The sequence below is a fragment of the Paraburkholderia sp. BL21I4N1 genome (assembly GCF_002973525.1).
GTDB lineage: Bacteria > Pseudomonadota > Gammaproteobacteria > Burkholderiales > Burkholderiaceae > Paraburkholderia.
The window spans coordinates 132,580-146,437 of the sequence record NZ_PVEN01000004.1 but is presented as its reverse complement, the minus strand read 5'-3'; the positions used below and the strand labels follow the sequence as shown (position 1 = coordinate 146,437).

9 protein-coding genes and 1 tRNA gene are annotated in these 13,858 nt (G+C 63.1%); 5 read left to right on the top strand and 5 right to left on the bottom strand.

Going from position 1 to position 13,858, the window contains the following annotated elements:
* Positions 1-94: 94 nt before the first annotated feature.
* The 5 genes from B0G83_RS13050 to B0G83_RS13030 form a co-directional block, all read right to left on the bottom strand.
* Positions 95-1,972 carry an ABC transporter ATP-binding protein gene (locus B0G83_RS13050; RefSeq protein ID WP_105507837.1) on the bottom strand — a complete coding sequence of 626 codons (1,878 nt, stop codon included), beginning with the start codon at positions 1,970-1,972 and terminating at the stop codon, positions 95-97.
* Between the two features lie 481 nt (positions 1,973-2,453).
* Positions 2,454-2,528, bottom strand: a tRNA-Val gene (locus tag B0G83_RS13045).
* 48 nt (positions 2,529-2,576) lie between these two features.
* Positions 2,577-3,311, bottom strand: a complete 735-nt coding sequence (dnaQ, locus tag B0G83_RS13040; RefSeq protein WP_105507836.1) for a DNA polymerase III subunit epsilon — start codon at positions 3,309-3,311, stop codon at positions 2,577-2,579.
* Between the two features lie 99 nt (positions 3,312-3,410).
* On the bottom strand, positions 3,411-3,857 hold the full coding sequence (gene rnhA / locus B0G83_RS13035) for a ribonuclease HI (protein WP_105507835.1): 447 nt from the start codon (positions 3,855-3,857) through the stop codon (positions 3,411-3,413).
* Positions 3,854-4,735 (bottom strand): class I SAM-dependent methyltransferase, encoded by an 882-nt coding sequence (locus tag B0G83_RS13030; RefSeq protein ID WP_105507834.1) that lies wholly within the window; start codon positions 4,733-4,735, stop codon positions 3,854-3,856. Before B0G83_RS13030 ends, rnhA begins: the two co-directional genes overlap by 4 nt.
* Positions 4,736-4,754: 19 nt before the next feature.
* Here B0G83_RS13030 and gloB point away from each other — a divergent pair, with 19 nt between their 5' ends.
* From gloB to carB, 5 genes are all read left to right on the top strand, one after another.
* Positions 4,755-5,546, top strand: a complete 792-nt coding sequence (gloB, locus tag B0G83_RS13025) for a hydroxyacylglutathione hydrolase (protein ID WP_105507833.1) — start codon at positions 4,755-4,757, stop codon at positions 5,544-5,546.
* Between the two features lie 156 nt (positions 5,547-5,702).
* Positions 5,703-7,397: a transglycosylase SLT domain-containing protein gene (locus B0G83_RS13020; RefSeq protein ID WP_105508097.1), complete on the top strand. Its 1,695-nt coding sequence runs from the start codon at positions 5,703-5,705 to the stop codon at positions 7,395-7,397.
* A gap of 202 nt (positions 7,398-7,599) precedes the next feature.
* Positions 7,600-8,841: a nitrate/nitrite transporter gene (locus B0G83_RS13015; protein ID WP_105507832.1), complete on the top strand. Its 1,242-nt coding sequence runs from the start codon at positions 7,600-7,602 to the stop codon at positions 8,839-8,841.
* Positions 8,842-9,281: 440 nt separating this feature from the next.
* On the top strand, positions 9,282-10,436 hold the full coding sequence (gene carA / locus B0G83_RS13010; protein ID WP_105507831.1) for a glutamine-hydrolyzing carbamoyl-phosphate synthase small subunit: 1,155 nt from the start codon (positions 9,282-9,284) through the stop codon (positions 10,434-10,436).
* 148 nt (positions 10,437-10,584) lie between these two features.
* Positions 10,585-13,839 (top strand): carbamoyl-phosphate synthase large subunit, encoded by a 3,255-nt coding sequence (gene carB, locus B0G83_RS13005; RefSeq protein ID WP_105508096.1) that lies wholly within the window; start codon positions 10,585-10,587, stop codon positions 13,837-13,839.
* Positions 13,840-13,858 lie beyond the last annotated feature (19 nt).

The following is a 13,858-nucleotide window of genomic DNA, read 5'->3' as shown; positions in this document are numbered from 1 at the left end:
GACGGGCGAGGGTGGGTGGAACGCCAGAATAAAGCGCCGCGTGGCGACGTTTTTTGGCTGGCATCCCACCCATTTGCAGCGGTTTGCTGCCCGACTACTTCCCGACCAGCAAGCTGGAATCGTCCGTCCGGCTGGCCCTGCTGCCGGCGACGTCGAGCATGATGTCCGACTCGCCCAGGCCCTTGATCAACTCCAGCGCCTGACGTTCAAACAGCCGCCGGTAGAGGCCGTTCTCGAGCCGGATCAGCGTCTCGTGACTGCCTTCCTCGATGACCTTGCCTTTGTCCAGCACCAGCAACCGGTCGAGCGCCCGCACGGTGGACAGTCGATGCGCGACCACCAGCGTGGTGCGGCCCATCATCAGCCGCTCCATGGCGCGTTGGATCAGCACTTCGCTTTCGCTGTCGAGGCTCGACGTCGCTTCGTCCAGAATCAGGATCGGCGCGTCGGCGAGAAACGCGCGTGCAATCGCCACCCGCTGACGTTCTCCCCCTGACAGCTTGACGCCCCGTTCACCGACCAGCGTGTCGTAACCGTTCGGCAGCGCGGCGATGAAGTCGTGCGCGCTCGCGAGCCGCGCGGCCCGTTCGATCTCGGCACGGCTCGCGCCGGGCCGTGCATACGCGATGTTCTCAGCCAGCGACCGGTGGAACAACACCGGTTCCTGCTGAACGATCGCAATCTGGCTGCGCAACGACGCTTGCCGCACCTCGGCGATATCCTGACCGTCGATCGTGATCCGGCCGCCCGAAATGTCATAGAGCCGCTGGATCAGCTTGATGAAGGTCGTCTTCCCTGAGCCCGAATGCCCGACCAGTCCGATGCGTTCGCCCGGCGCGATGCGCACGGAGAAGTTGTCGTACAGCGGCCGGCCGCTTGCGCCGTAATGGAAGGTGACGTGCTCGAAGCGGATCTCGCCCTTGCCGATCGCGATCGAACCCGCGCCGGGATGGTCTTCGATACCGAGCGGCTGACTGTCTAGCGAGACCAGTTCTTCCATGTCGTTGACCGAGCGCTGCAGATTGCGGATGTGCATACCGACATCGCGCAGATAGCCCTGCAACATGAAGAACATGGTCAGCGCGAACGTGATGTCGCCCACACCCGCCTCGCCGCGCGCCCACAGCAGCAGCGCGGCGCCGAGAATCGCGGCCTGGATCGCCACCAGCATGCCGCCCTGCACGCCGCCGTTGATCGTGCCGCGCATCCACGTGCGGCGTGTGCGATGACGCCACTTGTCGATCACGCGCGCCAGCAGCGCTTCCTCGCGGTCTTCCGCGCCGAACGCTTTCACCACACCGTTGCAGCTGACCGCGTCGGCGAGCGCACCGCCCATGCGCGTGTCCCACGCATTCGCGAGACGCGCGGCCGGTGCCACGAAGCCGAGCGACAGCGCTACGGTCACCGCGATGTACAGCACCGAGCCGATGCCGACCACCGCGCCCATCATCGGCCAGCGCCAGCCGAGCAGGAAGGTGGCGCCCATGAGCATCACCATAGAGGGAAACAGCGCGATCAGCAGCGTGTCGTTGAGCAGGTCGAGCGCCCACATGCCGCGCGTGATCTTGCGCACCGTGGAGCCGGCGAAGCTGTTCGCATGCCAATCAGTCGAAAAGCGCTGCACGCGATGAAACGCGTTCGCCGCGATCTCGCTCATCATCTTCAGCGAGAGCCGGATGATGTTGAAGTACACGCCTTGCCGCAGCAGCGTGGCGCCAAGACCCAGCGCGGCGAGCACGCAGAACGCCGTGACCGCCGCTTGCCACGCGAGTGCGTTGCGTGCGGAGCCGGACGCGATCGCGTCGACGAGGCGCCCGGCGAACAGCGGCGTGAGCACGTCGGCCAATGCCGACAGCAGCACCAGCACCGTGATGACGCAGACGCGCCAAGGCTGCTTCGCCCAGTGAAGGAAGGTAAAGCCGAGGACATCCTTGAAGGCTTGTCCGCGAAAGTCGAGTTTCTTTTTGGTCATTGCCACGACCCGATGGCGCGCGAGCGCACCGGGGTTCCAGTCAGAAGCGAAAGGAAGAGACAGTTAATCCGCGTCGGAACGAATAGAACCGAATCGCACCGGCAGCGGGACGACGGACTGTCTGGAAATTGCGCGGCGTACCTGTTCAGGTCAAACCGCGTGAGCGACGTAGCGGCGACCGTTACGGTCGCGAGAACGCTCGCGAAACCATGCCAAGGAAAGCGAGATGCATGCTGAACATGTGACGCCTCCCTTAGGTTGGTGAGGTGGAGAAAGAAGAGCGGGCGATTGCCCGAAAACCAACTATATCAGCAGTATTTGGCCGCTGCAATCGTACGAAGATTCGGTGTTGACGGCAAAGCCCTGCAATGCGAATGCACTGAAAATGGCTTCTCGTTCAAACCCGCGCGACAAATTGAAAAAGGGCTTACGCATTGCTGCGTAAGCCCTTTTATCTTCGGTGATCGACACACCAAAATTCTGGTGGGTAGTACTGGGATCGAACCAGTGACCCCTGCCGTGTGAAGGCAGTGCTCTACCGCTGAGCTAACCACCCGAAGAGAGCCGAATTATGTCAGGGATTTTAAAGCTCGTCTAGTACTTTTTAAGCGGTTTGCTCATCCGCGGCGGGCGTCGGTTCGAGGCGCCAAACGCTGGTGCCTTTGACTGCTTTGTCGAGGCCGTCGAGCACGGCCTGGTGCGCGGCGAGTTCGTCGTCGCTGGCGGCGACCACGACCAGATCGAGCGACTCGAACGCGACGCGCGGTGCATGCGCGTCGCCACCGCCGTGCGAGTCGCCGAGCATGTCGATGACGAGGCTCTCCTGGCCGCGCGTCATCGCCAGGTAGACTTCCGCGAGCAGTTCCGAGTCGAGCAGCGCGCCGTGCAGCGTACGGTGCGCATTGCTGACGCCGAAGCGGTCGCATAGCGCATCGAGTGAATTACGCTTGCCGGGGAACATCTGCTTGGCGCGCGCCAGGGTGTCGATAATCTCGCCGCAATACGTTCTGACCGGCGGCAAACCGAGCAACGCGAATTCGGCATCGAGAAAGCCGATGTCGAACGGTGCGTTGTGAATGATCAGTTCCGCGTCCTGAATGAAGTCGCGAATCTGATCGGCGATCTCGGCGAACTTCGGCTTGTCGCTGAGGAATTCGGTGGTCAGTCCGTGCACAGCCAGCGCGCCCGGATCGCTGTCGCGTTCCGGATTGATGTAGAAATGCAGGTTGTTGCCCGTCAACCGGCGGTTCACCATCTCGACGCAGCCGAGTTCGAGAATCCGGTCGCCGGTGCGCGCATTCAGGCCGGTGGTTTCGGTATCGAGGATAAGTTGACGCATGTCGGATTAGCCTGCTTCAAAATTCAAAAAAATTGCCGCGAAAAAATCAGGCGCAGGGTACATGAGCGCTTCGCCTCGCGGCAGGCATCACGGCCGTGGTCACGACTGCGTAAGCGACGCGACGCCGCGATTGGCCAGCTGATCGGCCCGCTCGTTTTCCGGATGCCCGTTGTGCCCGCGCACCCAGCGCCATTCGATTTCGTGTTGCGCGACGAGCGCGTCGAGCCGTTTCCACAGATCGGCGTTCTTCACCGGCTGCTTGGCGGCGGTGATCCAGCCTTTCTTTTTCCAGCCGTGAATCCACTCGCTGATGCCTTTCTGCACGTATTGCGAGTCGGTGTGCACGACTGCTTTGCAGGGACGCTTCAGCGCTTCGAGCGCGCCGATCACGCCCATCAGCTCCATGCGGTTGTTGGTGGTGTTGGGCTCGCCGCCGAACAGTTCTTTTTCCTGGCCGCCGAAGCGCAACAGCGCGCCCCAGCCGCCGGGGCCGGGATTGCCCTTGCAGGCGCCGTCGGTATAAATATCGATGAGATCGGGAGTCATTGAGTGTGGTTGCGTGTATTCGGGGTGGCGGCGGGCGCGAGGCCCGCGGCAAGGACAGGTTTCTTCACTTTCAGCGGACCGACGAGCCGCATGCCGCGCACGCGCTTGATTGCCTTGATCATGTAGGTGGCGCCGAAAATCGGCCACCAGCGGTCGCCGGCGGCTTCCATGAAACCATAGCGGGACAGCCATTGATCGCTGCCGAGCGGCGGACGATAGCAGCCGAAGCGCCCGCGTTCAAGGTCGAAGCCCAGCAGCTTGATCCAGTCTTTGAGCCGGGTGAAGGCAATCAGGTCGACGGCGGCGGGCACGAACGGCCGCCCGGTCACCTTGCCGACCGATTGCCGCGCGCCCCACAGCGACAGCGAGTTGAAGCCGAGAATGATCAGCTGGCCCTCGGGCATCAGCACGCGCTCGGCTTCGCGCAGCAGCCGGTGCGGGTCGCTGGTGAATTCCAGCGTGTGCGGCATCACGATCAGATCGACGCTTTGGGCTTCGAACGGCAAGTCGAGCAGATCGCACCACACGGCGCTGCGTCCGGCCGGCGCGGGCAGGCCGGCGAGCCCGTTCTGCGCGGGCTGCACCCGTGAAGCCGCGCCGTTGCTTGCCGAGTGGCTATTAACATTGCCGCCATGCCGCAAGCCGCGCGGATACGAATACGGCGCGCTCGCGCCGCTCGCGGCGTCGAGCACGAGGCCGCGGCAGGGCATGCGGTTCTCGCGCAATGCGTCGAGTTGCGGCAGGCCGAGTTGCAGCGCATGGTAGCCGAACACGTCCGACACCACGCGGTCGAGCTGCGTTTGCTCCCAGTCCAGCACGTAGCGGCCAGGTGGCGAATCGGTCCAGGCGGGCCAGTCTATAATCGCTCGGTCAGTCATATCAAAGAATGCGTCGCCTATGAATGCGCTCGAGTACGTACCGGTCCCGGCGTTTGAAGACAATTACATCTGGGTCGTTTCCGACGGACATCACGCGGTCGTCGTCGATCCGGGTGAGGCCGCCCCCGTGCGCGCGTATCTGGCGAAACGGGGTTGGCGGCTGAGCGCTATTTTACTCACGCACCATCATCACGACCATGTCGGCGGAGTGGCCGATCTGCTGAATGGCCAGGCCGTCCCCGTCTACGGCCCCGCCGGTGAAGCGATCGAACACCTCACGCAGCGTCTTGAAAATGGCGATCGCGTCACGATCGCGGCGCCCGCGCTCGATCTCACCGTGCTCGACGTGCCCGGTCACACGAGCGGCCACATCGCGTATTTCCAGGCGGCCGATCCGCGCGGCACGCCGCACGTGTTTTGCGGCGACACGCTGTTCGCGTGCGGCTGCGGCCGGCTGTTCGAAGGCACGCCGAAGCAGATGCTGGCGTCGCTGGACGCGCTCGCCGCATTGCCCGGCGCCACCGAGGTCCATTGCGCGCACGAGTACACGCTGTCGAACATCCGCTTCGCGCTCGCGTGCGAGCCGGACAACGTCGAACTGCAGGCCTGGCGCGACAAAGCGACCGAGCTGCGGGCGCGTCACGTGCCCACGCTGCCGACCACCATCGCCCACGAGCGCGCGGTGAATCCGTTTTTGCGCGCCGACCAACCGGCGGTCCAGGCGAGCTTGCAAGATCAGTTGCATGAAAAAGTGCCCGATCGACTCGCCGCATTCACGTTGATGCGTGAATGGAAAAACCGCTTCCGTTGACCGCACCCGCATAAGGGTATTCCTCACGCGAAGAATCGGAAAAATTCGCCAAGCCTAAGATTTGCTTGATTTTTTCGGTATTTTTAGATTGACGTAAACGTCGCCGTTTCGTACTATCGGCTGCAAATTCCAGCCCTTGTGGAAGCCGAGACGTTCATGCGATTTATCTTTAGTGCGTTGTTGGTCCTAACACTCGCCGCCTGCGCGAGTCAGGGACCAGCGACGAATAGTTCCACCTCCGCCAATAACCCCGCCAGTCAGCAAGCAGTTTCCGACGCCCTTCGCAAGACAGCCACCGCCAAAGAGACGATCAACGTCGACCAAGGCTCGGTCACTCAGCTGACGAGCGCGGACGCCGATCTGTGGGGCCGTATTCGCCGTGGTTTCCAGATGCCGGATCTGCAGACCGACCTCGTCGACATGCAGGTCAACTGGTATGTGCAGCGTCCCGACTACGTGCAGCGCATGACCGAGCGCTCGCAGAAATACCTGTACCACATCGTCGAAGAGCTCGAGGCGCGCCATATGCCGACCGAGCTCGCGCTGCTGCCGTTCATCGAATCGGCGTATAGCCCGCAGGCGTTGTCGGTGGCGAAGGCGGCCGGCATGTGGCAGTTCATGCCGGGCACCGGCCGCACCTACAACCTCAAGCAGAACATGTGGCAGGACGAGCGCCGCGACGTGCTGGCGTCGACCAGTGCCGCGCTCGACTATCTGTCGAATCTGCATGACATGTTCGGCGACTGGCAACTCGCGCTCGCCGCGTACAACTGGGGTGAGGGCAACGTGCAGCGCGCGATCGCCCGCAACGAGGCGGCGGGTCTGCCCACTGACTACCTCAGCCTGCGCATGCCGAACGAGACGCGCAATTACGTGCCGAAACTGCAGGCGGTGAAGAACATCATCATGAACCCGCAGATGTACGGGCTCACGCTGCCGGCCATTCCGAACCACCCGTATTTCGTGACGGTGACCACGTCGCACGACATCGACGTCGAAATGGCCGCCAAGCTCTCGAATCTTTCCCCCGACGAGTTCCGCTCGCTGAACCCGTCGTTCCGGAAGCCGGTGATTCTCGGCGCCACGCAGCCGCAGATTCTGCTGCCGTTCGACAACGCCAGCGCGTTCGAACGCAATCTGAAGGCGTACTCCGGTTCGCTGTCGTCGTGGACCACCTACACGGTCACCGAGCGCGCGGCGCCCGCAGCGATCGCGCAGAAGATCGGTGTCGACGCGGACACGCTGATGGAAGTGAACAAGATTCCGGCCGGCATGCGCCTGAAGCCGGGCTCCACGATCGTCGTGCCGCGCGGTTCGGACGACGACGAGGACATCAGCGCCGACGTCGCCGAAAGCGCGGTGCTGGCCATGGAGCCGGATGTCCCCGATACCCGCAAGATGTTGATCCGCGTGCGCCGCAATCAATCCATGGCGGCCATCGCCGTGCGTTACGGCGTCTCGGTCGGTCAGTTGAAGGCGTGGAATCGTACCCATCGCGACGGCGTGTCGCGCGGCCAGGTGATCGTGCTGCACGTGCCGGTCGGCAAGGCCATGCCGAGCGAGCCGGGTCCGGAAGCGATCGCGACTAACGTGCAAGGCGGCGGCGTCGAGAAGATCGGCACCCGCGTCGCGGACACCCGCGGCGATTCGCGCTACGATAAGAAGAGAGGTCGTGGCCGCTCGCCCGTGGTGAAAGTGTCCGAGCCGGTAGGGAAGGTCAGCAAGCCGACAGCGTCCGCCGCCAGCAAGGGCAAAGTGACGAAGGTGTCGGCTTCCACGTCCAGCAAGGCGTCGAAGGCCGCGGCGGATAGCCGCCCGAAGACCGCGGCCAGCGCGAAGAAGGGTAAGTAGACCAATAAGCGGCTGCCACGGTAGTGACCACATGCGTTGCGGGGGCAGCGCATGAATTGCGCTCCGATCACGCACCGTGTTATTTCCAACGCCGTCACCTGTGGTGACGGCGTTTTTCATTGATCGGAAGATTGACGGCAGGCCCGGCCGATTTGCTTTATCTTTCGTGCTCCGTTCTGCCTCGCTGTTTCACTCAAAGCTTATGTCGCCGACCCAACTGCGCGTTTTTCTCCTGTTTTCCGCGGGCTACTTCGTTTCCTACGTGTTTCGTGGCGTCAATCTCGGCTTTGCGCCGTTCATTACGCACGACCTCGGTTTGTCGGCCGCCAACCTGGGCGTGCTGACGAGCCTGTATTTTCTCGGCTTCGCGGGCGCGCAGATTCCGGCCGGCGTATTGCTGGATCATTTCGGTGCGCGCCGGGTCACGGCGGGCACCTTGCTATTCGCCGCGCTCGGCATCTGGGTGTTCGGCGCGGCGCACAGCGTCGGCATGATGATGGTGGGGCGTCTGCTGATCGGCATGGGCGTCTCGGTTTGCCTCGGCGGCGCGTTCAAGGCGCTGGCGCAGCACTTCGCCACCGCGCGTTTGCCGTTGATGAACGGGCTCGTGATGGCCGTCGGCGGCCTGGGCGGCGTCATGGTCGGCTCGCCGCTCACCTGGATGCTGGGTTTCGCCAGCTGGCGCGTGGTCTGCGTCGGACTGGGTCTGATGACGGTGCTGGTGGCGTTGGCGCTGTGGACGCTCGCGCCCGATACGAAGGAAACTCATCATCAGGCGAGCATCGGCACGCAGTTCAAAGGCACGTTGCACATTCTCGGTAGCGCCGCATTCTGGAAGATCGCGTCCTTTTCGGTGGTCACGCAGGGCGTCTTTTACGCGATGCAGTCGCTGTGGGTCGGCGCCTGGTTGCGCGACGTGCAAGGCTGCGCACCGCGCGAGGCGGCGGCGCTGGTGTCGATTCTCGGTTTCGCGATGATGGCCGGCTGCATCGGCTTTGGCGCGGCGGCGCGCAGTCTCGAGCGCCGTGGCGTGTCGCTGTATGCCTTTTGCGGGATCGGCATGGCGCTATTCGTCGTGACGCAATTGCTGATCGTGTTCAAGGCGCCTTTGCCCGCCGGCCTGCTGTGGGCGGCGTACGGGGCGTTCGGCGGCACCGGCATTCTGATCTACGCCGTGATGGCGCGGCACTTTCCGCCGCAGATGACGGGCCGCGTCAACACCACGCTGAATCTGATTATCTTCCTGCTGATTTTCGGTTTTCAGATCGGCGTCGGTGCCGTGCTGTCGCATTGGCCGGCGAGCGGCGGCCACTATCCAGTGTCCGCGCATCTGACGGCGTGGGGCATTCTCATCGTGCTGCAGATTTTGAGCGCGATCTGGTTCGTTCTGCCGGCAAGGAAACCGGTCAAGACGGTTGGCGCTCACGAGCGGCAAGACGCCTGAGGCCTCGGGGCGGGCGTTTGGCGGGCCGGTCATATTGACCGGCGCTGTCCCGATTTACTTCGCATAAATATTGTCCGATGCGTTCAAAACCCAGCGCAGCAAGGTTTTGAGTGACTTCTAGGCGCGTCTCCCTTGGCGCGTCCGCTATCTCGGATTTGGCGGAAAAGGGTGTTTCACGCTATAATTTCAAGGTTTGAGCTTATCAACCCGCACCCTAGCGCCTACCTCTCCCATACCGTTCATCCGCCGCGCGCCACTGGCGTAGCAAGAAGGGTCCCGCACCCAGCCGATCCGTCCACACAATGGACCCATCGCGCCCCTTGCAACGTCAACGGCAGTTCGCGAGCGAGTCTGCGCGTGCGTCCGCATGGACGCGTTCCGCTGCGGCTCGCAGTCGGATAGACAGGTCGGCAACAGGGTGTTCCTCCAAGGAGTTTCCCGTGTTGCCGTCATTTTCTCCCGCTCTGCTCGCGCTCGCCGACGGCACGGTCTTTCGTGGTTACTCGATCGGCGCCCCCGGGCATACCATCGGCGAAGTCGTGTTCAACACCGCTATCACCGGCTATCAGGAAATCCTGACTGACCCGAGCTACGCGCGCCAGATCGTGACCCTCACGTATCCGCATATCGGCAACGTCGGCGTGAATGCCGAAGACGTCGAAGCCACGAAAGTCCATGCCGCCGGCCTGATCATCCGTGATCTGCCGGTTCTTGCGTCGAACTTCCGCATGGAGCGCACGCTCCCGCAATACCTCAAGGACGAAGGCGTGGTTGCCATCGCCGGCCTCGACACCCGCATGCTGACCCGCGTGCTGCGCGACAAGGGTGCGCAGAACGGCGCGATCCTCGCCGGTTCGGACGACGAAGCCAAGGCGATCGAACTCGCCCGCTCGTTCCCGGGCCTGTCGGGCATGGACCTCGCGAAGGTCGTGTCGACGAAGGAAACCTACGAATGGACCCAGACCGAATGGCGTCTGGGCGAGGGCTACGGCACGCAGAAGGCGCCGAAGTACCGCGTCGTCGCGTTCGACTACGGCGTCAAGTACAACATTCTGCGCATGCTGGCCGAACGCGGCTGCCACGTCACCGTGCTGCCGGCGCAAGCCAGCGCCGCTGACGCGCTCGCGCTCAACCCGGACGGCGTGTTTCTGTCGAACGGCCCCGGCGACCCGGAACCGTGCGACTACGCGATCGCGGCCACCCAGGAGCTGATTGAGCGCGGCATTCCGACTTTCGGCATTTGCCTCGGCCATCAGATCATGGGCCTCGCGGTCGGCGCCAAGACCCTGAAGATGAAGACCGGCCACCACGGCGCGAACCATCCGGTGAAAGATCTGGACGACGGTCGCGTGGTGATCACTTCGCAAAACCACGGTTTCGCGGTCGACGCTGGCACGCTGCCCGCCAACGCGCGCGCCACGCATGTGTCGCTGTTCGACGGCACGCTGCAAGGTTTCGCGTTGACGGACAAGCCGGCATTCTGCTTCCAGGGTCACCCGGAAGCGTCGCCGGGTCCGCACGACATCGCCTATCTGTTCGACCGCTTCACGGCGTTGATGGACACGAAGAAGGCCGGCAAGACCGCCGCGGCTTAAGCGGAGCATGTGACGCGCCGCCTTGGCGGCGCGCGGTTCGCGGCGCGAGACGGAAGAACGCGAAGCGAGCCGCACACGGCAGAGCGCGCGCAACGTAGCCACGACGCGCGCCAACGGAAAGAACACAGGAATATTTAGCGAGAGCGTTATGCCCAAGCGGACAGACATCAAGAGCATCCTCATTATCGGCGCGGGTCCGATCATCATCGGCCAGGCGTGCGAGTTCGATTACTCGGGCGCGCAGGCATGCAAGGCGCTGCGTGAGGAAGGCTACAAGGTCATCCTCGTCAACAGCAATCCGGCGACGATCATGACCGACCCGAACACGGCCGACGTCACGTACATCGAGCCGATCACGTGGGAAGTGGTGGAGCGCATCATCGCCAAGGAGCGCCCCGACGCGATCCTGCCGACCATGGGCGGCCAGACCGCGCTGAACTGCGCGCTCGACCTGCACGCGCACGGCGTGCTGGAAAAGTACAAGGTCGAGCTGATCGGCGCGTCGCCGGAAGCCATCGACAAGGCGGAAGACCGCCAGAAGTTCAAGGACGCGATGACGAAGATCGGGCTCGGTTCGGCCAAGTCGGGCACCGCGCATTCCATGGAAGAAGCGCTGGCCGTGCAGGCCGAAATCGCGGCGCTGACCGGCAGCGGCGGCTATCCGGTCGTGATCCGTCCGTCGTTCACGCTGGGCGGGTCGGGCGGCGGTATCGCGTACAACCGCGACGAGTTCGAAGAAATCTGCAAGCGCGGTCTGGATCTGTCGCCCACGCGCGAACTGCTGATCGAAGAATCGCTGCTCGGCTGGAAAGAGTACGAGATGGAAGTGGTCCGCGACAAGAAGGACAACTGCATCATCGTCTGCTCGATCGAAAACCTGGACCCGATGGGCATCCACACCGGCGACTCGATCACGGTCGCGCCGGCGCAAACGCTCACCGACAAGGAATACCAGATCCTGCGTAACGCGTCGCTCGCGGTGCTGCGCGAGATCGGCGTCGACACGGGCGGTTCGAATGTGCAGTTCTCGATCAATCCGAAAGACGGCCGCATGGTCGTGATCGAAATGAATCCGCGCGTGTCGCGCTCGTCGGCCCTGGCGTCGAAGGCAACGGGCTTCCCGATCGCCAAGATCGCGGCGAAGCTCGCGGTCGGCTACTCGCTCGACGAATTGAAGAACGAAATCACCGGCGGGCAGACCCCGGCGTCGTTCGAACCGACGATCGACTACGTCGTCACCAAGATCCCGCGTTTCGCGTTCGAGAAATTCCGCGAAGCCGATTCGCGTCTCACCACGCAGATGAAGTCGGTCGGCGAAGTGATGGCGATTGGCCGTACCTTCCAGGAATCGTTCCAGAAGGCGCTGCGCGGTCTGGAAGTCGGCGTCGACGGTCTGGACGAAAAGACCGATAACCGCGACGAGATCATCCGCGAGATCGGCGAAGCGGGTCCGGATCGTATCTGGTACGTCGGCGACGCGTTCCGTATCGGCATGACGGCCGAAGAAATCTTCGAGGAAACCTCGATCGACCCGTGGTTCCTCGCGCAGATCGAGCAGATCATCCTGAAGGAAAAGGCGCTAGCCGGCCGGTCGCTGGCAAGCCTCTCGAAGGAAGAACTGAAGTACCTGAAGCAGAGCGGCTTCTCGGATCGCCGTCTGGCGAAGCTGGTCGGCGCGAAGCCGGCGGAAGTGCGTCAGCGCCGTATCGAGCTGAACGTGCGCCCAGTGTACAAGCGCGTCGACACCTGCGCGGCCGAGTTCGCGACGAAAACCGCGTACATGTACTCGACCTACGAGGAAGAGTGCGAAGCGAATCCGACCAACAACAAGAAGATCATGGTGTTGGGCGGCGGCCCGAACCGGATCGGCCAGGGTATCGAATTCGACTACTGCTGCGTGCACGCCGCGCTCGCCATGCGCGAAGACGGCTACGAAACGATCATGGTCAACTGCAACCCTGAAACCGTGTCGACCGACTACGACACGTCCGACCGTCTGTACTTCGAATCGCTGACGCTCGAAGACGTGCTCGAAATCGTCGACAAGGAAAAGCCGGTCGGCGTGATCGTGCAATACGGCGGTCAGACGCCGCTGAAGCTCGCGCTCGACCTCGAAGCGAACGGTGTGCCGATCGTCGGCACGTCGCCGGACATGATCGACGCCGCGGAAGACCGCGAGCGTTTCCAGAAGCTGCTGCAGGACCTCGGCCTGCGTCAGCCGCCGAATCGCACCGCGCGTGCCGAAGACGAAGCGCTCAAGCTCGCCGACGAAATCGGTTACCCGCTGGTGGTGCGTCCGTCGTACGTGCTCGGCGGCCGCGCGATGGAAATCGTTCACGAGCCGCGCGACCTCGAGCGCTATATGCGCGAGGCCGTGAAGGTGTCGAACGATTCGCCGGTGCTGCTCGACCGCTTCCTGAACGACGCGATCGAATGCGACGTGGATTGCATTTCGGACGGCGAAGCCGTGTTTATCGGCGGCGTGATGGAGCACATCGAACAGGCGGGTGTCCACTCGGGCGACTCGGCTTGCTCGTTGCCGCCGTACTCGTTGTCGCAGGCAACCGTCACCGAACTGAAGCGTCAAACCGCCGCGATGGCGAAGGCGCTGAACGTGATCGGCCTGATGAACGTGCAGTTCGCGATTCAACAGGTGCCGCAGGCGGACGGCTCGAAAGAAGACGTCATCTACGTGCTCGAAGTGAACCCGCGTGCGTCGCGTACGGTGCCGTACGTGTCGAAGGCAACCAGCCTGCCGCTCGCGAAGATCGCGGCGCGTGCCATGGTCGGCCAGAAGCTTGCCGACCAGGGCGTGACGAAGGAAATCATTCCGCCGTACTTCAGCGTGAAAGAAGCCGTGTTCCCGTTCGTCAAGTTCCCGGCAGTCGATCCGGTGCTCGGACCGGAAATGCGCTCCACCGGTGAAGTGATGGGCGTGGGTCAGACTTTCGGTGAAGCGCTGTTCAAGTCGCAGCTCGCGGCGGGTTCGCGTCTGCCGGAAACGGGCACGGTGCTGCTGACCGTGATGGACGCCGACAAGCCGAAGGCTGTCGAAGTCGCGCGTATGCTGCACGAACTCGGCTATCCGATCGTCGCGACCAAGGGCACGGCTGCCGCGATCGAAGCGGCGGGTGTGCCGGTGAAGGTCGTCAACAAGGTGAAGGACGGCCGTCCGCACATCGTCGACATGATCAAGAACGGCGAGATCGCGCTGGTCTTCACGACCGTCGACGAAACCCGCGCCGCGATCGCCGACTCGCGTTCAATCCGCATGAGCGCACAGGCGAACAAGGTCACGTACTACACGACGATGTCCGGCGCGCGTGCCGCGGTAGAGGGTTTGCGCTATTTGAAGAACCTCGAAGTCTATGATTTACAAGGGCTGCACGCTCGCCTAAACTAAGGCTTCGAATACCTGTCCA